The sequence below is a fragment of the Arthrobacter sp. 179 genome (genome assembly GCF_052379645.1).
Lineage (GTDB): Bacteria > Actinomycetota > Actinomycetes > Actinomycetales > Micrococcaceae > Arthrobacter_H.
Genome location: NZ_JBQSYU010000023.1, coordinates 1 through 23,126 on the forward strand (window position 1 = coordinate 1; position 23,126 = coordinate 23,126).

A 23,126-nucleotide genomic window follows, 5' to 3' on the forward strand; every position below is an offset into this window, starting at 1 on the left:
CCCGCTCCGTCCGGGACGCCCACGAAATTGCCGATGACCTCGCCAGACGCGAAATCAAACTCAGCATCGGCGGTCCCGTCCATGACCCTACCGACCCAATGGGCAAACTCCTGTTCAACGTGTTGGCGATGATCTCCGAGTTCGAAGCTGACCTTATTCGGATGCGCACCCGCGAAGGAATGAAGGTTGCCAAGGCCAAGGGCAGGCTGCGGGGCAAGCAGCCCAAACTCTCAGCGAAGCAGGAAGAGCACCTCCTCGAACTGCACGCCGCTGGGGAACACAGCAAGGCGGAGCTACCTGAGCTGTTTAGCGTCGGTCGCTCCACTGTCTATCGAGCCATTGAACGCGGGCGGCTGCGCAACGCAAACCACGGAAGCCCCTGACATTACATGCGCTCGATTTCGAACAATTAGCTGCTCATAGTCGTCGGCAGGCAGAAGCCAAGCGGCCGGCCCCCGCAGTGCAGGGGCCGGCCATTGAGCAAAAGATTTAGCCGAAGATCGGAGTCCCGACGAACGGGTCGATCGCCAGCCCGACGAACAGGACCGTGAGGTAGCTGATGGAGATGTGGAAGACCTTCATCGCCTTGCGGTTCATGTCGCGTGGCAGGTGTTCTCGCTGTGCCTCGCGGTAGAGCACATGGGATTCGAAGATGAACCAGCCACCGGAAACCGCGGCCAGCACTGTGTAGACGATACCGGCGTCACCCATCGGAACCAGCAGCAAGGAGCAGGCGACGGTGGCCCAGGCGTACAGGACGACCTGCACGGACACGGTCCGGGCCCCGGCAATGGCCCCGAGCATCGGGACGTGGGCGTTGTTGTAGTCGTCGGCATACTTCATCGACAACGGCCAGTAGTGCGGTGGGGTCCAGAGGAAGATGATCAGGAACAGGATGATGGCCGGCCAAGCCAGGGTCCCGGTGACCGCTGCCCACCCGATGAGCACGGGCATGCAGCCGGCGATTCCGCCCCAGACGATGTTCTGCGAGGTGCGGCGCTTGAGGATCAGTGTGTAGAAGACCACATACAGCAGGATCGCGGTGAGTCCGAGGACAGCGGTGAAGAGGTTTGCACCGGCCCAGAGGATCCCGATCGAGGCCAAGCCGATCACGTACGAGAAGATCAGTGCTTCACGGGGCGTGGCTTCGCCGGTGACCAGCGGACGCTTCGAGGTCCGGTGCATGAGCCGGTCCATGTCCCGGTCGAAATAGCAGTTGAAGGCGCCGGCGCTTCCGGCGGCCAGGGCGCCACCCAGCAGGGTCGCCACGATCGTGATCAGGTCGGGGAAGCCGCGCTGCGCGAAGATCATGGTCGGCAGCGTGGTGACCAGAAGCAACTCGATGACTCGCGGCTTGGTCAGGGCCACATAGGCCCGGGCCTTGCGTCCGATGAAACCACCCAGGGATTCATCGGTTTGACGTGACGCACGAGGTGCGAGCTCTACGTCGGTCGGTACGGTCTTCACGGACATGCCACTCAGTTCTTCGCGGGAAATACACAGACAACCCCAATCATACCCTTTTACCGGCTGTAGAACTCAGGCATCTTTCCCCCAGCCGCGAACGCCCCGGAAATTATCGGAATAAACAGGCCACGGGCACCCCCAAAGAGATATGGTTGAAGCGATGTGCCGGAGCGCTGGAGCTCAGTATTCGTACGTGGGCGTGCAGCATCTGTGCTTCCCCCGACTCCACTCCTCGGCACCGACCGCCAATACAGGACCAGAGAGAGGGGCCGCCACGTGGCGCCACAGTCAGATGTTCGGGAATTGTCGTGGACGGAATCGGATCAGAAGGCCGTGGACAGCATCCGCGTCCTGGCAGCCGATGCGGTGGAGAAGGTCGGAAGCGGCCACCCCGGTACGGCGATGAGCCTGGCCCCCGCGGCCTATCTCCTGTTCCAGCAGCATCTGCGCCACGATCCGAGCGACCCGCATTGGATCGGCCGCGACCGGTTCGTCCTCTCCCCCGGGCACACCTCCCTGACGCTCTACCTCCAGCTCTTCCTCTCCGGCTACGGCCTGGAGATGAAGGACATCGAAGCGCTGCGCACCTGGGATTCACTCACCCCCGGACACCCGGAGGTCGGCCATACCAAGGGCGTGGAGATCACCACCGGCCCGCTGGGACAGGGCCTGGCCTCCGCCATCGGATTCGCCTACGCCCAGCGTCGCATGCGCGGCATGCTCGATCCGCAGGCGGCAGCAGGGACCAGCCCGTTCGACCACTCCGTCTTCGTGATCGCCTCCGACGGCGACCTACAGGAAGGCGTGACCTCCGAAGCCTCCTCCTTGGCCGGCCACCAGGAACTGGGCAACCTGGTCGTCATCTATGACGAAAACCACATTTCGATCGAAGACGACACCGACGTGTCCTTCACCGAGGACGTCCTCGGCCGGTACTCCGCCTACGGGTGGCACACCCAGCGCGTGGATTGGACCCGCACCGGCAACTACGTCGAAGACGTCGAGGCCCTGCACCTGGCCATCAACGAGGCCAAGGCCGAGACCAGCCGCCCGTCGATCATTTCGCTGCGCACCATCATCGGATGGCCCGCGCCGACTAAGCAGAACACCGGTGGCATCCACGGCTCGAAGCTGGGAACCGAGGAACTCGAGGCACTGAAGAAGGAACTGGGCTTCGACCCTGCCGCGCACTTCGCCCTCGATGACCAGGTCCTGGCCCATGCCCGCGAAGTCGCCGATCGCGGGGCCGCCGCCCACGCCGAATGGCAGAAGGGTTTCGACGCCTGGAAGGCAGCCAACCCGGAGAACGCCGCCCTGCTCGAGCGCATCCAGGCCGGAAGGCTCCCGGAGGGATGGGATGCCAACCTCCCCGAGTTCGAAGCGGGCAAGGATCTGGCCACCCGTGCCGCCTCGGGACAGGTCATCAATGCCATCGCCGATGTCCTGCCGGAACTCTGGGGCGGTTCGGCCGACCTGGCCGGCTCGAACAACACGACCATCAAATCGGCGCCGTCGTTCATCCCCGAAACCAAGCAGACGGACTCTTGGAAGGGCGACCCGTTCGGCCGGGTCCTGCACTTCGGCATCCGCGAGCACGCCGCAGCAGCCATCGTCAACGGGATCACCCTGGCGTCGCCGACCCGGGCGTTCTCCGGTACGTTCCTGATCTTCTCCGACTACCAGCGGCCGGCCATCCGGCTCTCGGCGTTGATGGGTGTGCCGTCCATCTATGTCTGGACCCACGATTCCATCGGTCTGGGCGAAGACGGTCCGACCCACCAGCCGGTCGAGCAGCTGGCCTCGCTACGTGCCATCCCGAACCTCGACGTCGTCCGCCCGGCGGACGCCAACGAGGTGTCCTGGGCCTGGAAGACGGTCCTGGAGAACACCTCCAACCCCGCGGGGCTCGTGCTCTCGCGTCAGGGACTGCCGGTCTACGACAGGAACCAGCCAGGATTCGGGCCGGCTTCCGGAGTCGCCGACGGTGGCTACGTGTTCGTCGATGCCATGCGTGACGGCCAGGTCGTGGACCCGGACGTGGTGCTCATGGGCACCGGTTCGGAAGTCCAGCTCGCCGTCGATGCCCGCGAGGCATTGGCCGCTGAAGGCATTGCCGCCCGGGTGGTCTCGCTGCCCTGCGTCGAGTGGTTCAACCGTGCGGAGCAGTCCTACCGCGACTCCGTCCTCCCGCCGTCGGTGAAGGCCCGGGTGAGCGTCGAGGCCGGCGTGGCCCAGGGCTGGCGCGAACTGGTCGGCGACGCCGGCCGCATGGTCTCGCTGGAGCACTTCGGTGCCTCGGCAGACTACAAGCGCCTCTACACCGAATTCGGCATCACGGCCGAGGCCGTGGCCCAGGCGGCGCGCGACTCGATCAACGCAGCGAAATAGCACGACGCCGGTCGGCCACTGGAATAGTGGCCGACCGGTTTCCGTTCCCGTGGCCCGAACCCGCAGGAACGGCGCAGACCTCATTTCCCTCCTGGAAGGATCCATCTCATGAGCAACCCCAACACCCAGGCCCTCTCCGATGCCGGCGTCTCCATCTGGCTCGATGACCTCTCCCGCTCCCGCCTGACCTCGGGTTCGCTGCAGAAGCTCATCGGCGAGCGGAACGTGGTCGGTGTGACCACCAACCCCTCGATCTTCGCCGCGGCCCTGTCCAAGGGCGACGCCGACTACACCGAGCAGGTGGGTGAACTCGCTGCCGCCGGCGCCGACGTCGAAGAAGCGGTCTTCCAGATCACCACCCAGGACGTCACCCGGGCCTGCGACCTCTTCGCCCCCGTGGCCACCGCCAGCCAAGGCATCGACGGGCGGGTCTCGATTGAGGTCGATCCCCGTTCGGCGCATGACGCAGCCGCCACCATCGCCGAGGCCAAGAAGCTCTCCGCCAAGGTCGACCGCGAGAACGTCTTCATCAAGATCCCGGCCACCGTCGAAGGGCTCGAAGCCATCACCGCGACGCTGGCGGCAGGCATCAGCGTCAACGTCACGCTCATCTTCTCGCTGGAGCGTTACCGCGCCGTGATCAACGCGTTCCTCTCGGGCATGGAGCAGGCCAAGGAAAACGGCCACGACCTGTCCAAACTGCACTCCGTTGCCTCCTTCTTCGTATCCCGCGTGGACACCGAGATCGACAAGCGTCTCGACGCCATCGGTACCGAAGAAGCCACCGCGCTCAAGGGCAAGGCCGGTCTGGCCAACGCCCGTCTGGCCTACCAGGTCTTCGAGGAGGACTACTCCTCCGAACGCTGGGGCGTCCTAGCCGCGTCCGGCGCCCGTCCGCAGCGTCCGCTCTGGGCGTCCACGGGGGTGAAGGATCCCGCGCTGCCCGACACCCTGTACGTCACCGGGCTCACTGCCCCACAGGTCGTGAACACGATGCCAGAGAAGACGCTGGATGCCACGGCCGACCACGCCGAGGTCACCGCCGACACGATCACCGGCACCTACGACGAATCGAACCGGGTCCTGGATTCGCTGGCCGCACTGGGCATCGACTACAACGAGGTCGTCCTGCTGCTGGAGAACGAAGGGGTGGAGAAGTTCGAGGCCGCCTGGACCGATCTGCTGGCCGATGTCCGCCAGGCACTGGAAGCAGCAGGAAAGGCGTCGGCATGAGTGCCCTGGGGTTCACGGCCACCGGAGCCGCACAAGCTGCCATCCAGGCGCATGTCCCTGCCCTGGTCGCCGAGAAGACGGCCTCGCGCATCGCGGCCAAGGACGACACCCTCTGGGGTCCCGAGGCCCAGGCCGAGGCCTCCAAGCGCCTCGGCTGGGTCGACTTGGCCGAGACCTCGCGTCCCCTGGTCGAGCCCATCCTGGATCTGCGCCGGGAACTGCAGGCGGACGGCATCGACCGGATCGTCTTGGCCGGAATGGGCGGTTCCTCGCTGGCACCCGAGGTCATCACCGCCACCGCCGACGTCGAACTCGTCGTCCTGGACAGCACCGACCCCGAAATGGTCGGCAATGCCCTGACCGACCGGTTGGCCACCACGGCTCTGGTCGTCTCCTCGAAATCCGGGTCGACCGTGGAAACCGATTCCCAGCGACGGGTGTTCTCCCAGGCGTTCGAGGATGCGGGAATCGATGCGGCATCGCGCATCATCGTGGTCACCGACCCGGGGTCCCCCATGGATAAGGCCTCGCGCAAGGCCGGCTACCGGGCGGTCTTCAACGCCAACCCGGACGTCGGAGGACGGTATTCCGCCCTCACCGCCTTCGGGCTGGTGCCTTCCGGTCTGGCCGGTGTGGATATCGCCACCTTGCTGGACGAGGCGGAGGAAGCCGCGGAATTCCTGGCCGACGACGACGAGGACAACCTCGGACTCGCCTTGGGCGCGGCCCTGGCCGGGACCACGCCGTTGCGCAATAAGATCGTCTTCGTCGACGAGGGATCCGGCATCGTCGGATTCGCCGATTGGGCCGAACAGCTCATTGCCGAATCCACCGGCAAGCACGGCACCGGCCTGCTACCGGTCGTGGTGGAACCCGGGGCCGAGGAGACGGTCCACCAGGCCGACGACGTGCTCCTGGTCCACCTGGTCTCCGACGACGAGGACCCGGTCATCGCCACCCAGGGACACCATGTGTATGTCTCGGGATCGTTGGGCAGCCAGATGCTGTTGTGGGAGTACGCCACCGTCGTGGCCGGCAAGCTGCTGGGCATCGACCCCTTCGACCAGCCGGATGTCGAGGCGGCGAAGATCGCTGCCCGCGGGCTCCTCGATGCCACCCCCGAGCCGGAGACCGCCCAATTGGTCGACGGCGACATCGAGCTCCGGGCCACCGAAGGCCTGCTCGAGGGGGCGGCAGGCGTCACGGACGCCGTGGCCAACCTGCTCGGTGCCCTGCCGGCCGACGGCTACCTGAGCATCCAGGCGTATCTGGATCGCATCGGGCACGCCGATCTGGCGACCCTGCGCGAGGATCTGTCCGTGGCCTCGAACCGTCCGACGACGTTCGGGTGGGGCCCACGCTTCCTGCACTCCACCGGGCAATTCCACAAGGGTGGACCCCGCATCGGGGTCTACCTGCAGATCACCGCCGACTCCGATACGGACATCAGCATCCCCGACCGTCCATTCACGTTCGGTGAATTGATCTCCGCCCAGGCCACCGGTGACGCCCAGGTGCTCGCCGACAACGGCCGCCCGGTCCTGCGCCTGCATTTGGGCTCCCGGGACGAAGGAATCCGCCAGCTGCGTGCCGCGATCAGCGCACTGCCCGGAATTCACCAGTAACATCGGGGGCGGGCGGCCCCGGTGGCCGCCCGCTCCCCCCGTTGTTTCACCACAGAAAGCACCCCATGGCAGATACCACCGCGCACAACCCCCTGCGCGATCGTCGGGACCGCCGCCTGAACCGGATTGCCGGGCCATCTGCCCTGGTGTTCTTCGGCGTCACCGGCGACCTGGCCCGCAAGAAACTCATCCCCGCGGTCTACGACCTCGCCAACCGCGGGCTCCTCCCGCCCAGCTTCGCCGTCGTCGGCTTCGGTCGCCGCGATTGGTCGCCCGAGGACTTCGTCGCCCAGGCCAGGGAATGGGTCCTGGCCAGCGCCCGGACCCCCTTCAACGAAACCGTCTGGGCCCAACTAGCCGGCGGCTTCCGCTTCGTCACCGGCGGGTTCGGCGATGAAGAAGCCTACGAACGTCTCGGCGAGACCCTGGATGAGCTCAAGATCTCCCGCGGCACCCGCGGAAACCACGTCTTCTACCTCTCCATCCCCCCGAACTCCTTCGAGCAGGTCTGTGAGCAGCTTTCCCGCCACGGGCTGGCCCAGGACGAGCAGATCCACGCCGACGCCTCCGCGGAGCCGCAGGAGCCGGCCCCCTGGCGCCGGGTGGTCATCGAGAAGCCCTTCGGCCACGATCTGGAATCGGCCCGCGAACTGAACACCATCGTGGAATCCGTTTTTCCCCCCGACGCGGTCTTCCGCATCGACCACTACCTGGGCAAGGAAACCGTCCAGAACCTGCTGGCCCTGCGTTTCGCCAACCAGCTGTTCGAGCCGCTGTGGAACGCCAACTACGTGGACCATGTGCAGATCACCATGGCCGAGGACATCGGCATCGGTGGCCGGGCGGGATACTACGACGGCGTCGGGGCCGCCCGCGACGTCATCCAGAACCACTTGCTCCAGCTGCTGGCCCTGACCGCGATGGAGGAACCGATTTCCTTCAACGCCGATCACCTGCGCGCCGAAAAGGAAAAGGTCCTCGCCGCGGTCAAACTCCCCGAGGACCTCTCCCGGCACTCGGCCCGCGGTCAATACACCGGGGGCTGGCAGGGAGGCGAGGAGGTCACCGGTTTCCTCGACGAGGAAGGGTTCAACCCGGAATCGCAAACCGAGACCTATGCCGCCATCCGCGTGGACATCAACACGCGCAGATGGTCCGGGGTGCCCTTCTATCTGCGCGCCGGCAAGCGGTTGGGGCGTCGGGTGACCGAGATCGCCGTCGTCTTCAAACGGGCGCCCAACCTGCTCTTCCGCGACAACGCCTCCGAGGAGTTCGGCCAGAATGCGGTGGTCATCCGCGTTCAGCCCGACGAAGGCGCCACCATCCGTTTCGGTTCCAAGGTCCCGGGCACGCAAATGGAGGTCAGGGACGTGACCATGGACTTCGGGTACGGCCACTCCTTCACCGAGTCCAGCCCCGAAGCCTATGAGCGGCTCATCCTGGACGTCCTGCTCGGCGAACCCCCCCTGTTCCCCCGGCATCAGGAGGTGGAGCTGTCCTGGAAGATCCTCGACCCGTTCGAGGACTATTGGGCGTCCCTGGACGAACAGCCCGAACCGTATGCCCCCGGAAGCTGGGGCCCGAGTTCGGCTGATGAACTGCTGGCCCGAGATGGAAGGACGTGGCGGCGACCATGATCGTAGACCTGCCGAACACCACCACCTCGAAGGTGGCCAAGAAGGTCATGAACCTCCGCGAGACCGGCGGTGTCGTCGCCCTGAGCCGCGTGCTGACGCTTGTGGTGGTCACGCAGTCCGGGTTCGAGGAGGAGGCCATCGCCGCGGCGAACCTGGCCAGCCGGGAGCACCCGTGCCGCATCATCGTCGTGGTCGAAGGGGCCACCGACGCCCCGACGAGCCTCGGGGCACAGATCAGGGTCGGCGGTGATGCCGGGGCCTCGGAAGTCATCGTCCTCCATGCCGACGGGGACCTGGCCACGGCCAACGAATCACTGGTCAACGCGCTCCTGCTCCCCGATGCCCCCATCGTCGCCTGGTGGCCCCATGGGATGCCCGAATGTGCCTCCGAAACGGCCATCGGCAGGATCGCGCACCGCCGGATCACCGATAGCCGGACCGCCGATGAGCCGCAAAAGGCGCTCTTCGCCCTGGCGAAGAGCCATGTGGCCGGGGACACCGACCTGGCGTGGACGCGGTTGACCCTCTGGCGGGCCCAATTGGCCGCCGTCCTAGACCAGCTCGATGCCTCCTGCCTGACGGCCGCCACCGTGAAGGGTTCGTCCTCGAGCCCCAGCGTGCTGCTGCTGGCTGCCTGGTTGACGCTCCGGCTGGACATCCCGGTCACGATCGCCTCCTCCTCCAACGGGACCGGGGTGCGCAGCGTGAGGTTCTCCCGCGAGGACGGCGACGTGGTGCTGACCCGCCCCCATGACGACGTGGCCGAGTTGTACCAGCCGGGACAGCCCGTCCAACGGGTGTCGTTGCCGCGGCGCAACACCTCGGTCTGTCTTGCGGAGGAACTGCGCCGGCTGGACCCCGACGAGGTCCTCGGCGAGGTCCTGCGGGAGGGTCTGGCCCAGACCAACCTGCGCTCCGTGACCGCTTCCGAACGCTGAGCCTGCGGGCACCACGAAACGCCAAAGAGGCGGCTTCCCCCGTGGGGGAAGCCGCCTCTTCATGGTTCTACGGCGGTGGGCGCGCCGGGCCTGGGCCCGGGATGCCCCCGCGGGGATTGCGGGGTCCTAGATCTCCGAGCTCAAGCGCATGATGATGCCCAGCGCCACGATGATCGCGCCCCAGGACACCCCGAGCACGACGGTGATCCGGTTGAGGTTCTTTTCGGCAACACCTGAGGACCCGAGACTGGTGGTCATGCCGCCGCCGAACATGTCCGACATGCCGCCTCCACGTCCCTTGTGGAGCAGGATCAGCATGACCAGCAACAGGCTCACGAGTCCCAGCACCACCTGCAGGACAATCTTGAGTGTGTCCACTACTACCTTTCGGTCGAGAACGGCCGCAGCCGGTTAGTCCGTCACCAGATGATGCTCGAACCTAATAATGTTAGCAAATTCCGCGGCGTCCAGGCTGGCACCCCCGACGAGCAGCCCGTCGACATCGCTGCCACGCATGATGGCGGCGGCGTTGGCGGCCTTGACCGAACCGCCATAAAGCAGCCGGATTCCTGCTGCCGTGTCGGCTCCGTAGAGACTCACGAGCTCGGCGCGGAGCGCCGCGGCCATCTCCTGGGCGTCCTCGGGTCCGGCGACTTCCCCGGTGCCGATGGCCCAGACGGGCTCGTAGGCCACCACGAGATCGGCGGCCTGGGCCGCATCCAATCCCGCCAGCGAGCCACGCAACTGCTCGAGCGTGTGCTCGACATGGCGCCCGGCCTGCCGGACCTCCAGGCCCTCGCCCACGCAGAGCACCGGCACCATTGAATGCCTGTAGGCTGCTGCGACCTTGCGGGAAAGCAACTCATCGGTTTCGCCGTGGATGGCCCGGCGTTCGCTATGCCCGACCAGGACATACCGTGAGCCGAGCTTGGAGAGGAAGGCCCCGGAGATGTCCCCGGTGAAGGCGCCGGAATCCTCCGGTGAGAGGTCCTGGCCCCCGTAGACGACCGGCAGGTCATCGCCGGCGACCAGCGTCTGGACGCCGCGCAGATCGGTGAACGGCGGGAAGACGGCGACCTCGACCCGGTTGAAGTCGTGTTTGGCATCCTCGAGGGTCCACGCCAGCTTCTGCAGCAGCGTGATGCCCTGGACATGGTCCATGTTCATCTTCCAGTTGCCGGCAATCAGCGGCTTCCGGTCGAATTGACCGTTCGTGGAGGTGGTCATAGGTGGCTAGTTCCCTTCGAGCGCGGTGAGTCCGGGCAATTCCTTGCCCTCCAGGTATTCGAGGCTGGCCCCGCCTCCGGTGGAGATATGGCCGAAATCGTCCTCGCTGAAACCCAGGGTGCGGACGGCTGCGGCGGAGTCCCCGCCCCCGACGACGGAAAACGCCTCGGAGTCCGCCAGGGCCTGGGCCACGGCCCGGGTTCCCCCGGAGAAGGCCTCGATCTCGAAGACCCCCATGGGGCCGTTCCAGAACACGGTGTTGGCGGAGCGGATGTAACTGACGAAGGCCTCTCCCGAGGCCGGTCCGATGTCGAGGCCCAGTCCGGTATCGCCGAACCGACCGTTTTCGATCCCGTCGACGGGGCGCACCTCGTGTTCGGCGTCGGCCCCGAACTTGGAGGCCACCACGACGTCGGTGGGCAGGATGATGTCGCAGCCGGTTTCCTTGGACCGGGCCAGGTATCCGCGGACGGTTTCGAGCTGGTCTTCCTCCAGCAATGATTTCCCGACCGGGTGTCCCTGGGCGGCCAGGAAGGTGAAGGCCATGCCACCGCCGATCAGCAGGTGGTCGGCGCGGCCGAGGAGCGTGTCGATCACCGCGAGCTTATCGGAGACCTTGGACCCGCCCAGGACGACGACGTAGGGCCGCTGGGGGCCCTCGGTGAGCTGACGCAACACCTCCATCTCGGTCCTGACCAGATCGCCCTGGTAGGAGGGCAGCAGTGCGGCGATGTCGACCACTGATGCGTGCTTGCGGTGCACGGCACCGAAGGCATCATCCACGTAGGCACCGTTGCTGCCGGTCAGGTCGGCCAGCTCACGGGCGAACGAGGCCCGTTCGTCGTCGTCCTTGCTGGTCTCGCGCGGATCGAAGCGGACGTTTTCCAGGACCAGCACGGAGCCGTCCTGGAGTTTCGAGGCCAGTTCGCGGGCGCTGCTGCCCACGACGTCCTGGGCCACCTCGACCGGGAAATCGGCGAGCTCGTCCAGCCGGTCGGCGGCGGGACGAATGGAGTACTTCGGCTCCGGGGCCCCCTTCGGGCGGCCCAGATGGGCCATCACCAGGACCCGGGCACCGGCCTCGGAGAGTTTCGCGAGGACGGGAAGGGACGCGCGGACACGTCCGTCGTCGGTGACGGTGGAGCCATCGAGCGGCACGTTCAGGTCGCTACGGACCAGAACGTGCCGCCCACGGACACCATCGGCGAGCAGATCGTCGAGAGTGTTGGAAGTCATGACTTCAGGCTATCGGATCGCCGCGACTACGCCAGCTTCGAGCCGACGTATTCGGTCAGGTCGACCAGGCGGCTGGAATAGCCGAATTCGTTGTCGTACCAGCCGATGACCTTCACGGTACTGCCGATGACCTTGGTCAGCGGCGCGTCGAAGATCGTCGAGTGCGGATCGGTGACGATGTCGCTGGAGACGATCGGGTCCTCGTTGTACTTCAGGTACGGGGCCAGCTGGCCCTCCTCGGCGGCCGCGCGGAATGCCGCGTTGACTTCCTCGACGGTCGTTTCGCGGGCCAGGGTCACGGTCAGGTCGGTGGAGGAGCCGGTCGGGACCGGAACGCGCATTGCATAGCCGTCGAGCTTGCCCTTGAGCTCGGGCAGGACCCGGCCGATCGCCTTGGCGGCACCGGTGGAGGTGGGAATCATGTTCAGCGCGGCGGCCCGGGCACGACGCGGATCCTTATGCGGGCCGTCCTGCAGGTTCTGGTCGGCGGTGTAGGCGTGGATGGTGGTCATCAACCCGTCGACGATGCCGAACTGGTCGTTGAGGACCTTGACCATGGGGCCGAGGCAGTTGGTGGTGCAGGAGGCGTTGGAGATGATGTCGTGGTTCTCCGGGTCGTACAGGTTGTCGTTGACCCCCATCACGATGGTGATGTCCTCGCCCTTGGCGGGGGCGGAGATGATGACCTTCTTGGCGCCGGCTTCCAGGTGCTTGCGGGCGCCTTCGGCCTTGGTGAAACGGCCGGTGGATTCGATGACGACGTCGGCACCGAGTGCGCCCCAGCCCAGATCGGCCGGATCCTTCTCGGCGAGGATGCGGATGCGGCGTTCGCCAACGACCAGATCCTGCCCATCGACGGACACTTCCTCGGAGAGCCGGCCGAGGACCGAATCGTATTTGAGGAGCATGGCCAGGCTGTCGATGTCAGCCAGGTCGTTGATGGCGACGATCTCGACGTCTGCCTGGTTCATGAGCGCGGCGCGCAGGTAGTTACGTCCAATGCGTCCGAAGCCATTGATGCCAACACGGGTAGTCACGTGAATATTCTCCTTGCCGGAAGGTAGCCACCACCGTGCTCCGGGTAGGGAGATATGGACGCGGGGATGGCAATGGAAATTTTGTGACACCCCGTTGTGTCCTTGGCCTGTGGGCCGACCGGTTCAGCGGGCTCCCGATCCGGGGAAAACCGGATGCGGGGCCCACTGAAGCCGTTGATAACATCTTACGCCATAAGGCCTTTGATGTGTGAGCAAAATTACCTGCTCTTTTCCCCGGGTCCGAGGACCCGGGGGCGCGGGCTACTTGCCCGGAACGATCAGCGACTTCGCGCCGGAGCGCGCCGCCTCGAAGCGGGCCGACACGTCGGCCCAGTTCACGATGTTCCAGAACGCCTTGACGTAATCCGCCTTGACGTTGACGTAGTCCAGGTAGAAGGCGTGCTCCCACATGTCCAACATCAGCAGCGGGGTGGTGCCCACCGGCACGTTGCCCTGCTGGTCGTAGAGCTGCTCGATGACCAGGTTTTCACCCAGGCCCTCGAAGGCCAGCAGCGCCCAGCCCGAGCCCTGCAGGCTCAGTGCGGCGTTGGTGAAGTGGTTGCGGAAGGCATCGAACGAGCCGAAGGCGTCATCGATGGCCGCAGCGAGCTCACCCTCGGGCTTGTCCCCGCCTTCGGGGGAAAGGTTCTGCCAAAAGATCGAGTGGTTGGTATGCCCACCGAGGTGGAACGCCAGATCCTTGGACAGCTTCGGGATGTTGCCGTACTCGCCCTTTTCGCGGGCCTCTGCCAGCTTGTCCAGCGCGGTGTTGGCGCCGGCGACATACGACGCGTGGTGCTTGCTGTGGTGCAGCTCCATGATGCGCGCGGAAATGTTCGGCTCCAGCGCCGCGTAGTCGTACGGCAGGTCAGGAAGTTCGTACTTCGCCATGATCTCCTCCATTTGTCTCTCACACGCCCGCTCTACGGGCATGCTGGTGGGTAGTGCTTCCCGTGCCTCGCGGCGACGGAAATCCAGCGGCTTGATCAGCCGTCGAGCATATCTGCGGTAACGCTGGCCTCGGTCCCGGGTATTCCCAGTTCAGCGGCCCGGCGGTCCGCCATCGCCAACAGGCGACGGATCCTTCCGGCGATGGCGTCCTTCGTCATCGGGGGGTCGGCCAGGTGGCCCAGTTCATCCAGGCTGGCCTGTTTATGCGCCACGCGGAGGGCCCCGGCATATTGCAGATGGTCCGGGACGTCGTCTCCCAGGATCTCCAGGGCCCGTTCCACCCGGGCACCCGCCGCCACGGCGGCCTGGGCCGAGCGGCGCAGGTTGGCGTCATCGAAGTTCGCCAGCCGGTTGGCCGTCGCCCTGACCTCCTTGCGCATGCGCCGTTCCTCCCACACCAACAACGTGTCGTGGGCGCCCATGCGGGTCAGCAATGCGGCGATGCTGTCGCCGTCGCGGATGACGACGCGGTCAACCCCCCGCACTTCGCGGGCCTTGGCGACGATATCGAGCCGCCGGGCGGCCCCGACCAGGGCCAGGGCCGCTTCGGGGCCCGGGCACGTGACCTCCAGTGCCGACGAGCGGCCGGGTTCGGTCAGCGAGCCATGGGCGAGGAAGGCTCCGCGCCAGACGGCTTCGGCGTCGGCGGTGGAACCGTTGACGATGACCGAGGGCAGTCCCCGGACCGGGCGGCCCCGGCCATCGAGCAGACCCGTCTGGCGGGCCAACGATTCGCCGTCCCTGACCACCCGGACGACATAGCGGCTGCCCCGGCGCAGGCCCCCCGCGGAGACGACGATGATCTCGGCGATGTGTCCGTAGACCTCGGAGATGGCCTGACGCAGCCGCCGGGCGGTGGCGGCAAGATCGACTTCCGCCTCGATGACGATGCGACCTGAAATGATGTGCAGTCCCCCGGCGAAGCGCAGGGTCGCCGACACTTCGGCTTTACGCACGGAGGACTTCTTGACGTCCAGCCGGGACAGCTCGTCCTTGACCGAAGCGGTCAGTGCCATGGCTACTCTTCCTCACGTCGCGTTGTATTCCGGGCAAACGCCTCAAAGACATCCTGATACTCCGCCGCAAGCCGCAGGGGCTCGTGGACGGCACGGTCATGCCCAGTAGCCACCTTACCGAAAAAGCACTCGGCGCCGAGCCGGCCGGCTGCCGCACGGAAGGCCTGCTCGTCATCGACGGACGATGGATCGGCCAGAACGGCGTCGATTCTCAGGTCCGGGGCGTAGCGGGCAATCACGTCAAGATGTGCTGCGGCGGTCATTCCCGAGGTCTCCTGGGTATCGGTGACCAGGTTCATCGTCAGCAGGCGACGGGCCGGGGTGTTCTGCAGTGCCTCACGCATTTCCGGGAGGAGCAGATGCGGCAAAACCGAGGTGTACCAGGAGCCGGGGCCCAGGATGACCCAGTCGGCCAGTTCGATGGCGTCCAACGCCTCGGGGCAGGCCGGGGCATCGGTGGGGGCCAACGTCACATTGCTGACCAGGGTGTCGTTTCCGGCTTCGGCCAGAGCCGCCTGCCCATGGATCCGTCGTCGGACTAGGCTTCCGTCCCCGGCGGTGGCCAGGACCTCCCCGGAGATGTATAGCGGCACGGTACTCATCGGCAGCACGGCGCCGCGGGCCCCGAGCAGGGCACCGGCCCAGCGCAGCCCGGCCACGGCATTTCCCAGCAGCTCCCATAGGGTGATGATCAGCAGGTTGCCCACCGCGTGGTTCTCCAGCGAGGTTTCTACCCCTTCGGAGCCGACGAAACGATGCTGCATGACGTCGCGCCAGGTCCGTCCCCAGTCCGATTCGTCACAAAGGGCGGCCAAGGCCATGCGTAGGTCACCGGGCGGCAGGACGCCCAATTCGCGGCGCAATCGTCCGGAGGATCCGCCGTCGTCGGCGACCGTGACGATGGCCGTGATGTCATTCGTGAGCCGCCGGAGCGCCGAGAGGGAGGCCGAAAGGCCATGTCCGCCGCCGAGTGCTGCGACCCGGGTGGTGGTCATCTCATCGCCGCTGCCCGCCGGACGTGGGGGAAGCATCGGCATCTGTCCGGTCAGGAACGTCATGGACTTACTCCCGGCCCAGATCGCGGTGGTTGACCATGACCGTGACGTTGGGGATCTGCCTGAGTCGGCGCGCCATCTCCTCGCTCACGGCCACCGACCGGTGCTTGCCACCGGTGCACCCGATGGCGATGGTCGCGTAGTGCTTGTTCTCGCGGCGATACCCCTCCAGGACCGGTTCGAGCGCTTCAAGATAGTGGAAGATGAAGTCGGCCGTCCCGTCGGCTTCCAGGACGTAGTCGCTGACGACCTTCTCCTGGCCGGTATGCGGGCGGAGCGCGGGTACCCAGTGCGGGTTCGGGATGAACCGGACATCGGCCAGGAAGTTCGCATCGGTGGGCAAGCCGTATTTGAAACCGAAACTCATCACGTTCAGCCGCAGGACCACCGGTCCCGAATCGGAGAACAGTTCGATGATCGACCGGCCTAGGGCATGGACGTTCAAGGGGGTGGTGTCGATGACGATCTCTGCGTGGTCCTTGATTTCCTTCAGGACCTCGCGTTCGGCGGTGATGCCGTCGGAGATCCGCCCCTCCCCCTGCAGCGGGTGGGGACGCCGGCCCTGTTCGAAACGGCGGATGAGCAGTTCGTCGCTGGCGTCGAGGAACAACACCCGGTATTCGATCCCGGCGGCCCTGAGCTGGCCCAGGTTCTCGCGCAGTTCGGCGAACAGCGCCCGGCTCCGGACGTCCATGACCACGGCCAGCTTGGGGATGGACCCGGGGGTGCGGGCGACCAGATCGGTCAGGGTGCCCAGCAGCTGCGGGGGCAGGTTCTCCACCACGTACCAGCCCAGGTCCTCCAGGGCGTGGGCGGCGGTGGTGCGGCCGGCACCGGACATGCCGGTCACGACCAGCATTTCTGATGCTTCGGGCTTGACGGGGCTCAGCTCGATACTCATGGTTTCAGTCTAGTCGTGTTCCGACACGGCCGTTCTCAGTCGAGCAGCTCCCCGGTGGTGGTGTTGACCGCCGGGGTGGCACCGTCGTCGTCCTCTGCGGTGTCGTCGGGCTCCTGCGGCAGGGCCAGCGCCTCGACCAGGTGTCCGGCCAGGACGGTTCCGACCCCCTTGACCCGGGTGAAGTCCTCGGCGGTCGCCGCCCGCATGCGCTTGAGCGAACCGAAGTGCTTGATGACCGCCTGGCGTTTGGCCGGCCCCAGCCCGGGAACCTGGTCAAGCAGCGAGGAAACCATCGACGAACTACGTTTCTGCCGGTGGAAGGTGATGGCGAACCGGTGCGCCTCGTCACGGATGCGCTGGAGCAGGTACAACCCGTGGGACGCCCGCGGCAGAACCACGGGGAACGGATCCTCGGGCAGCCAGAGTTCCTCCAGTCGCTTGGCCAGCCCGGCGACGTAGACGTCGTCGATCCCCAGGTCCTCCAACGCCCGGACTGCCGCGGCGACCTGCGGCGGACCGCCGTCGACCACGACCAGGGAGGGCGGGTAGGCAAATTTCTTCGGCGGGGCCTTCTCACCCTGTTCCTCAATGCTGATCTCTCCGGAAATCACCGGCGCCATGGCCGCCTGGTCCTCGAGGTAGTGGCGGAATCTGCGGGTGATGACGTCGTACATGGAGGCCGTGTCATCCCGGGCCGCTTCACCGCTGATGGAGAACTTGCGGTATTCGGACTTCTTGGGCATGCCGTCCTCGACCACCACCATGGAGGCCACGACATTGGTACCCGAGACATGGGAGATGTCATAGCATTCGATGCGCATCAGCGGTATCGGCAGCGCGAGTGCCTCCTGGAGTTCCTGCAGAGCGGCACTGCGCGTGGTGATATCGGCGGCGCGGCGTGATTTATGCAGGCGCAGGGACTGCTCGGCGTTCTCCTTCACGGTGCCCATCAAGGTGGCCTTCTCCCCGCGTTGGGGCACCCGCAGGTTCACCGCGCTGCCGCGCAGCCCGCGCAGCCATATCGCCAGTTCCTGCCGGTTCTCCGGTTCAACCGGCACCAGGACCTCCCGGGGGATCCGGTCCCCACCGGTGTTCTCCCCGTAGACCTGCTGCAGCAGGTGTTCGATGAACTTCGGTCCGTCGGTGTCCTCCACCTTCTCCACGACCCAGCCCCGCTGCCCGCGGATCCGGCCGTTGCGGACGTGGAAGACCTGCACCGAGGCCTCGAGGTCGTCTTCGGCGACGGCGAAGATATCCGCCTCGGTGTCCTCGGAGAGCACGACGGCGTTGCGTTCGAACACCCGGCGCAGGGCTGCGATGTCGTCACGCAGCCGGGCTGCTTGTTCGTAATCCAGTTCGGCGACCGCGGCCTTCATCCGGCCTTCCAGATCCCGGATGAACCGGGTGCCTTCGCCTCCCATGAACTGGCAGAGTTCCTCGGCCAGTTTCCGGTGGTCTTCGGGGCTGATCCGGCCCACGCACGGCGCCGAACATTTGCCGATGTCCGCCAGCAGGCAGGGACGTCCGGTCAATTGGGCCCGGCGGAAGACCCCGGGGCTACAGGTGCGTACCGGGAAGACCCGCAACAACGTGTCGAGGGTTTCGCGGATCGCCTTGGCCGGATAGAACGGACCGAAGTACTTCACGTCCTTGCGGCGGTCTCCCCGCATGACTTGGGCGCGAGGGAACTTGTCCCCCATCGTCACCGCCAGGTACGGGTAGGACTTGTCGTCGCGGAACATGATGTTGAACCGCGGGGCGTACTCCTTGATCCACGTGTACTCGAGCTGCAACGCCTCGAGTTCGCTGCCCACCACGGTCCACTCGACACTGGCCGCGGTATGGACCATGGCGTGGGTCTTGGGGGCCAGCGTCGTCGGATTGGCGAAATAGGAATTCAGTCGCGACCGGAGGTTCTTGGCCTTGCCTACATAGATGACCCGTGTCGCGGGGTCGCGGAAGCGGTAGACGCCGGGAGACGTGGGTATCTCGCCGGTCCGCGGACGGTAACTGCTGGGATCGGCCATACCCCCAACGCTACTCTGCCGAGGGCGACTGGTTGTAGTTGCCTGACCGTTCCTGCCCGCTGAGCCCGGCGATGGCATCGACGATCTGATCGGTGGCCTGGCGTCGTTGCGGCAGCGGGTGCTTACGCCCGACATGCTCGAACTGCAGGGGCTCCCCCACCGAGAGCGTGAACCGATGCGGGACGATCCTGTTGCTCCCGGCCGGTTGCAGGCGTTCGGTGCCGATCAACCCCACGGGAACCACCGGCGCCCCGGTGGACAGGGCCAGCCAGCCCACCCCCGTCCTCCCCCGGTAGAGCCGCCCGTCCCGCGACCGGGTCCCCTCCGGGTAGATCCCGACGCCTTGGCCCGATTCGAGCAGGTCCACCAACGAGTCCAGCGCGGCAACGCTGGCGGCCTGTTCCCCGCGTTCGACGGGGATGGACCCCACGGACTCGAAAAAGGCCTTCATCGCCCGTCCCTTGACCCCCGGGGTGGTGAAGTACTCGGCCTTCGCGAAGAAGGCGACAGGACGCGGACAGATCGCCTGGATGATGATGCTGTCCAGGAAGGACAGGTGGTTGGAGGCGACGATGAACGGACCATCGGTCGGTACGTTCTCCAGCCCGATGATCTCCGGGCGGCAGAGCGTACGGATGGTTCCGCGGAAACCGGCGCGGACTCCTTCGAACATCCCCATCTAGGCGGAAGCCCCCCGGTGCGCTTGTGTACCGGCAGTGGCCGGGCCCAGCAGGCGCCCCAGTTCCTCGGCGGAGTGCACGACGGCGGCCGCGCCTGCCGCTTCCAACTCGCCGTCGGCGGCGAAGCCCCAGGACACGCCGAGGGCGGTCAGTGAGTTCGCCCGGGCTCCTTCGATGTCGTAGAGCCGGTCCCCGACCATGACGGTGTCTCCGGTCCCGCCGCCGGTGGCGTGGAGTGCGGCGGCCACGATATGGGCTTTCCCGGCGGTTGCCGGGGCTGTGGAGGCCTCTTCCGGGGCCGATCCGTGGATGGAATCGAAGAAGGCATCCAGGTCCTTGGCGGCCAGCAGCCGGCGGGCCAGCGGTTCGGGCTTGGAGGTCGCGACCGCCAGACGGCATCCTGCCTCACGCAGCTGGCCCAGCAGTGCGGGGATGCCGGAATAGACCCGGCTGGCGTCCAGGCCGTGGCGGTCATATTCGGTCCGGTAGTCGGCGATGACCCGAGGCAGGAGTTCCTCTGTCATGCCCGGGAGGCCCAGCAATCCGATGGCCAGCGGGGGCCCGATCAACAGGTTCAGGGCGTCGTCGCCCGGGTGGTCCAGCCCATTGCGTTCCAAAGCATGCAGGATGCCTCCGGTGATGCCTCCGGCGGGGTCCACGAGGGTGCCGTCGAGGTCAAAAAGCACGGTGCGGGCAGGAATCATCACCGGGATATTGTCGCACGGACCACCCGGGCTCCACGGCAGGCATGCCCGCCACGGCATACTCACGCGGCGCCTACGCCGCGCCGGGACGCCGGCCGGGACCCTAGCCGAGGACCTCGGCCAGGAACCTGCCGGTGTGGCTGGCCTCGACCTTGGCGACTTGTTCGGGGGTGCCCTGGGCGACGACCTGTCCCCCGCCGTGGCCGCCTTCGGGTCCGAGGTCGATGACCCAGTCGGTGCTCTTGATGACGTCGAGGTTGTGTTCGATCGTGATGACCGTGTTGCCCTTGTCGACCAGCCCCTGCAGGACCAGCAGCAGTTTGCGGATGTCCTCGAAGTGCAGACCCGTGGTCGGTTCATCGAGCACGTAGATGCTGCGCCCGTTCGAACGCTTCTGCAGTTCCGACGCGAGCTTCACCCGCTGGGCCTCGCCGCCGGACAGGGTCGTGGCGGGCTGGCCGAGCCGGACGTATCCCAGCCCCACGTCCACCAACGTCTTCAGATGGCGGGCGATCGGGGTGAAGGCCGCGAAGAACTCCGCCGCCTCCTCGATCGGCATGTTCAGCACATCGGAGATGGATTTGCCCTTGTACTGGACCTCGAGTGTTTCGCGGTTGTACCGGGCCCCGTGGCAGACCTCGCAGGGGACGTACACATCGGGCAGGAAGTTCATTTCGATCTTCAGCGTGCCGTCGCCGGAACAGGATTCGCAGCGCCCGCCCTTGACGTTGAAGGAGAAGCGCCCGGGCAGGTAGCCACGGACCTTGGCCTCGTTGGTCTCGGCGAAGAGCTTGCGGACATGGTCGAAGACCCCGGTGTAGGTCGCCGGGTTGGAACGCGGGGTCCGGCCGATCGGACTCTGGTCCACGTGGACCACCTTGTCGAGCTGGTCGAGGCCTTCGACGCGGGTATGCCGTCCGGCCACCTGCTTGGCGCCGTTGAGCTTATTGGCCATCACCTTATAGAGGATGTCGTTGACCAGCGTGGACTTCCCGGAGCCGCTGACCCCGGTGATGCCGGTCAGCACCCCGAGCGGGAACTTCACCGTGACGTCCTGCAGGTTGTTCTCCCGGGCGCCGACGACGGTGACCTGGCGTTTGCGATCGACCTTGCGGCGCTTGGCCGGCAATTCGATCCTGCGGCGGCCCGCGAGGTAGTCGCCCGTCATCGAATCGGTATTGGCCATCAGCCCTTCCAACGACCCCGAGTGCACGACGGTGCCCCCGTGTTCGCCGGCCCCCGGGCCGACATCGACGATCCAGTCGGCCTGATGGATGGTGTCCTCGTCATGCTCGACGATGATGAGCGTGTTCCCGAGGTCGCGCAGGCGGTTCAGGGTCTCGATCAGGCGTCGGTTATCGCGCTGATGCAGGCCGATGGAGGGTTCGTCCAGGACGTAGAGCACGCCGACCAGCCCCGAACCGATCTGGGTGGCCAGGCGGATGCGCTGGGCCTCCCCACCGGAGAGCGTTCCGGCGGCTCGTTCGAGGTTCAGGTACTCGAGTCCGACGTCGAGCAGGAAGCGCAGCCGGGCCTGGATCTCGATGAGCACCTGGTGGGCGATCTGCTTTTCGCGTCCCGACAGGACCAGGGCATTGAGGAAGTCGGCGCATTCGCGCATCGGCATGGCGGAGACTTCGGCAATGGACTTGCCGTTGATCAGCACCGACAGGGAGGCGGGGTTCAGCCGGGCGCCGTTGCACACGGGGCAGGGAATCTGCCGCATGTATTCCTCGTACCGGTCCCGGGCGTGATCGGATTCGGTTTCCAGGTGTTTGCGGTGGATGTACTGGATGACACCTTCGAACCCGGTGCTGTATTTGCGCTCCCGTCCGAAACGGTTGCGGTACTGGACCACGACCTTATGGTCCTTGCCGTTGAGGATCGCATCGCGCTGGACGTCGGTGAACTTGCGCCAGGGGGTATCCAGATCGAATTTCAGGTCGTCGCCCAGGCCCTGCAGCAGCCGGTTCCAGTATTGGGTGGTGGCCACGCCCAGCGACCAGGGCGCGATGGCCCCTTCGGCCAATGTCTTGCCCGGATCGGGCACGACGAGTTCCTCGTCGACCTCCAACCGGGTCCCGATGCCGGTGCACGCGGGGCAGGCACCGAAGGGGTTGTTGAAGGAGAACGAGCGCGGCTCGACCTCGTCGATCGCCAACGGGTGTTCGTTGGGGCAGGCCAGATGTTCCGAGAAGGCCCGGACCCGCGCGTCGTCCTGGGCGGGCAGGTCGACGAAGTCAGCGAGCACGCGGCCGTCGGCCAGGCCCAGGGCCGTCTCGATCGAATCCGTCAGCCGTTGCCGGATGCCGTCCTTGGCGACCAACCGGTCGATGACGACCTCGATGGTGTGTTTGTACTGCTTGCCCAGCTTCGGGGGGTCGCTGAGTTGGATGGTGTCCCCGTCGACCCGGGCACGGGCATAGCCCTTGGCAGCCAGCTCCTTGAAAAGGTCGACGAACTCGCCCTTGCGTGAGCGGACCACCGGAGCGAGGATCTGGAAACGCATCCCCTCCTCGAGCTCGAGCAGCTGGTCCACGATCGCCTGCGGGGTCTGCCGGGTGACCGGTTCATGGCACACCGGGCAGTGCGGGTGGCCGACACGGGCCCACAACAGGCGCATGTAGTCGTAGATCTCGGTGATCGTCCCGACCGTGGAACGCGGGTTCTTCGACGTCGACTTCTGATCGATCGAGACCGCCGGGGACAGTCCTTCGATGAAGTCCACGTCCGGCTTGTCGACCTGGCCGAGGAACTGGCGGGCATAGGCGGAGAGCGATTCGACATAGCGGCGCTGGCCCTCGGCGAAGATCGTGTCGAAAGCCAGGGAGGACTTGCCCGATCCGGACAAGCCCGTGAAGACGATCATCGCGTCCCGCGGGAGATCCAGATCCACATTGCGCAGGTTGTGCTCCCGGGCGCCCTTCACGAGAAGTCGCGACCGGTCGTGGGCACGCTCGATGGATTCCATGGAAACGCTGGGAACGGATTGCAATTCGCTGGA

The 23,126-nt window shown here is 66.2% G+C and carries 19 protein-coding genes; 6 read left to right on the forward strand and 13 right to left on the reverse strand.

Annotation, left to right across the window (positions count from 1 at the left end; translation table 11 throughout):
• On the forward strand, positions 1-383 hold a 383-nt coding region (locus ACT3UE_RS12750; RefSeq protein ID WP_444566835.1), incomplete at its 5' end, for a recombinase family protein.
• Positions 384-489: 106 nt separating this feature from the next.
• On the opposite strand, the gene ACT3UE_RS12755 is transcribed toward ACT3UE_RS12750, so the two are convergent.
• Positions 490-1,473: a heme o synthase gene (locus ACT3UE_RS12755; protein WP_444553924.1), complete on the reverse strand. Its 984-nt coding sequence runs from the start codon at positions 1,471-1,473 to the stop codon at positions 490-492.
• Positions 1,474-1,743: 270 nt separating this feature from the next.
• Between ACT3UE_RS12755 and tkt the strand changes: the two genes are divergently transcribed.
• The 5 genes from tkt to ACT3UE_RS12780 all read left to right on the forward strand — a co-directional run bounded on the left by tkt (position 1,744) and on the right by ACT3UE_RS12780 (position 9,288).
• On the forward strand, positions 1,744-3,855 hold the full coding sequence (tkt, locus tag ACT3UE_RS12760; RefSeq protein WP_444566836.1) for a transketolase: 2,112 nt from the start codon (positions 1,744-1,746) through the stop codon (positions 3,853-3,855).
• Positions 3,856-3,963: 108 nt separating this feature from the next.
• Positions 3,964-5,088 carry a transaldolase gene (gene tal, locus ACT3UE_RS12765; RefSeq protein WP_444553926.1) on the forward strand — a complete coding sequence of 375 codons (1,125 nt, stop codon included), beginning with the start codon at positions 3,964-3,966 and terminating at the stop codon, positions 5,086-5,088.
• A complete protein-coding gene (locus ACT3UE_RS12770) occupies positions 5,085-6,713 on the forward strand; it encodes a glucose-6-phosphate isomerase (RefSeq protein ID WP_444553927.1) in 1,629 nt (542 codons plus the stop codon). The genes tal and ACT3UE_RS12770 overlap by 4 nt, the downstream gene beginning before the upstream one ends.
• 65 nt (positions 6,714-6,778) lie before the next feature.
• Positions 6,779-8,350 carry a glucose-6-phosphate dehydrogenase gene (zwf, locus tag ACT3UE_RS12775; protein ID WP_444553928.1) on the forward strand — a complete coding sequence of 524 codons (1,572 nt, stop codon included), beginning with the start codon at positions 6,779-6,781 and terminating at the stop codon, positions 8,348-8,350.
• On the forward strand, positions 8,347-9,288 hold the full coding sequence (locus tag ACT3UE_RS12780) for a glucose-6-phosphate dehydrogenase assembly protein OpcA (RefSeq protein WP_444561769.1): 942 nt from the start codon (positions 8,347-8,349) through the stop codon (positions 9,286-9,288). Before zwf ends, ACT3UE_RS12780 begins: the two co-directional genes overlap by 4 nt.
• Positions 9,289-9,414: 126 nt before the next feature.
• Here the strand turns inward: ACT3UE_RS12780 and secG are convergent, their stop codons facing one another.
• From secG to uvrA, 12 genes are all read right to left on the reverse strand, one after another.
• On the reverse strand, positions 9,415-9,666 hold the full coding sequence (secG, locus tag ACT3UE_RS12785) for a preprotein translocase subunit SecG (RefSeq protein WP_444553930.1): 252 nt from the start codon (positions 9,664-9,666) through the stop codon (positions 9,415-9,417).
• Between the two features lie 33 nt (positions 9,667-9,699).
• On the reverse strand, positions 9,700-10,515 hold the full coding sequence (gene tpiA / locus ACT3UE_RS12790) for a triose-phosphate isomerase (protein ID WP_444553931.1): 816 nt from the start codon (positions 10,513-10,515) through the stop codon (positions 9,700-9,702).
• A gap of 6 nt (positions 10,516-10,521) precedes the next feature.
• Positions 10,522-11,751 carry a phosphoglycerate kinase gene (locus ACT3UE_RS12795; protein WP_444553932.1) on the reverse strand — a complete coding sequence of 410 codons (1,230 nt, stop codon included), beginning with the start codon at positions 11,749-11,751 and terminating at the stop codon, positions 10,522-10,524.
• A gap of 26 nt (positions 11,752-11,777) precedes the next feature.
• Positions 11,778-12,788 (reverse strand): type I glyceraldehyde-3-phosphate dehydrogenase, encoded by a 1,011-nt coding sequence (gap, locus tag ACT3UE_RS12800; protein ID WP_444553933.1) that lies wholly within the window; start codon positions 12,786-12,788, stop codon positions 11,778-11,780.
• A 261-nt stretch (positions 12,789-13,049) separates the two neighbouring features.
• Positions 13,050-13,679, reverse strand: a complete 630-nt coding sequence (locus ACT3UE_RS12805; RefSeq protein WP_444553934.1) for a superoxide dismutase — start codon at positions 13,677-13,679, stop codon at positions 13,050-13,052.
• Positions 13,680-13,774: 95 nt separating this feature from the next.
• The gene (gene whiA / locus ACT3UE_RS12810; protein WP_444553935.1) at positions 13,775-14,755 is read right to left on the reverse strand and encodes a DNA-binding protein WhiA; all 981 of its coding nucleotides are present in this window, start codon (positions 14,753-14,755) and stop codon (positions 13,775-13,777) included.
• 2 nt (positions 14,756-14,757) lie between these two features.
• The gene (locus tag ACT3UE_RS12815) at positions 14,758-15,813 is read right to left on the reverse strand and encodes a gluconeogenesis factor YvcK family protein (protein ID WP_444553936.1); all 1,056 of its coding nucleotides are present in this window, start codon (positions 15,811-15,813) and stop codon (positions 14,758-14,760) included.
• A 4-nt stretch (positions 15,814-15,817) separates the two neighbouring features.
• Complete coding sequence (rapZ, locus tag ACT3UE_RS12820) at positions 15,818-16,711, reverse strand: RNase adapter RapZ (protein WP_444553937.1); 894 nt, start codon at positions 16,709-16,711, stop codon at positions 15,818-15,820.
• 35 nt (positions 16,712-16,746) lie between these two features.
• Complete coding sequence (uvrC, locus tag ACT3UE_RS12825) at positions 16,747-18,738, reverse strand: excinuclease ABC subunit UvrC (RefSeq protein ID WP_444553938.1); 1,992 nt, start codon at positions 18,736-18,738, stop codon at positions 16,747-16,749.
• 10 nt (positions 18,739-18,748) lie between these two features.
• Positions 18,749-19,417, reverse strand: coding sequence for a lysophospholipid acyltransferase family protein (locus ACT3UE_RS12830; RefSeq protein WP_444553939.1), 669 nt, complete (start codon positions 19,415-19,417; stop codon positions 18,749-18,751).
• Positions 19,418-20,122, reverse strand: a complete 705-nt coding sequence (locus ACT3UE_RS12835) for an HAD hydrolase-like protein (RefSeq protein WP_444554047.1) — start codon at positions 20,120-20,122, stop codon at positions 19,418-19,420. It lies immediately after the preceding gene.
• Positions 20,123-20,225: 103 nt separating this feature from the next.
• Positions 20,226-23,093, reverse strand: coding sequence for an excinuclease ABC subunit UvrA (uvrA, locus tag ACT3UE_RS12840; RefSeq protein ID WP_444554048.1), 2,868 nt, complete (start codon positions 23,091-23,093; stop codon positions 20,226-20,228).
• Positions 23,094-23,126 lie beyond the last annotated feature (33 nt).

Bases quoted from the DNA above. Each gene is read 5' to 3' on its own strand.
- ACT3UE_RS12815 (WP_444553936.1), bottom strand. From the start codon at position 15,813: ATGACGTTCCTGACCGGACAGATGCCGATGCTTCCCCCACGTCCGGCG.
- uvrA (WP_444554048.1), bottom strand. From the start codon at position 23,093: ATGGAATCCATCGAGCGTGCCCACGACCGGTCGCGACTTCTCGTGAAG.
- ACT3UE_RS12755 (WP_444553924.1), bottom strand. From the start codon at position 1,473: ATGTCCGTGAAGACCGTACCGACCGACGTAGAGCTCGCACCTCGTGCG.
- ACT3UE_RS12835 (WP_444554047.1), bottom strand. From the start codon at position 20,122: ATGATTCCTGCCCGCACCGTGCTTTTTGACCTCGACGGCACCCTCGTG.
- ACT3UE_RS12830 (WP_444553939.1), bottom strand. From the start codon at position 19,417: ATGGGGATGTTCGAAGGAGTCCGCGCCGGTTTCCGCGGAACCATCCGT.
- ACT3UE_RS12780 (WP_444561769.1), top strand. From the start codon at position 8,347: ATGATCGTAGACCTGCCGAACACCACCACCTCGAAGGTGGCCAAGAAG.
- zwf (WP_444553928.1), top strand. From the start codon at position 6,779: ATGGCAGATACCACCGCGCACAACCCCCTGCGCGATCGTCGGGACCGC.
- rapZ (WP_444553937.1), bottom strand. From the start codon at position 16,711: ATGAGTATCGAGCTGAGCCCCGTCAAGCCCGAAGCATCAGAAATGCTG.
- tal (WP_444553926.1), top strand. From the start codon at position 3,964: ATGAGCAACCCCAACACCCAGGCCCTCTCCGATGCCGGCGTCTCCATC.
- whiA (WP_444553935.1), bottom strand. From the start codon at position 14,755: ATGGCACTGACCGCTTCGGTCAAGGACGAGCTGTCCCGGCTGGACGTC.
- tpiA (WP_444553931.1), bottom strand. From the start codon at position 10,515: ATGACCACCTCCACGAACGGTCAATTCGACCGGAAGCCGCTGATTGCC.
- ACT3UE_RS12770 (WP_444553927.1), top strand. From the start codon at position 5,085: ATGAGTGCCCTGGGGTTCACGGCCACCGGAGCCGCACAAGCTGCCATC.
- ACT3UE_RS12805 (WP_444553934.1), bottom strand. From the start codon at position 13,679: ATGGCGAAGTACGAACTTCCTGACCTGCCGTACGACTACGCGGCGCTG.
- ACT3UE_RS12795 (WP_444553932.1), bottom strand. From the start codon at position 11,751: ATGACTTCCAACACTCTCGACGATCTGCTCGCCGATGGTGTCCGTGGG.
- uvrC (WP_444553938.1), bottom strand. From the start codon at position 18,738: ATGGCCGATCCCAGCAGTTACCGTCCGCGGACCGGCGAGATACCCACG.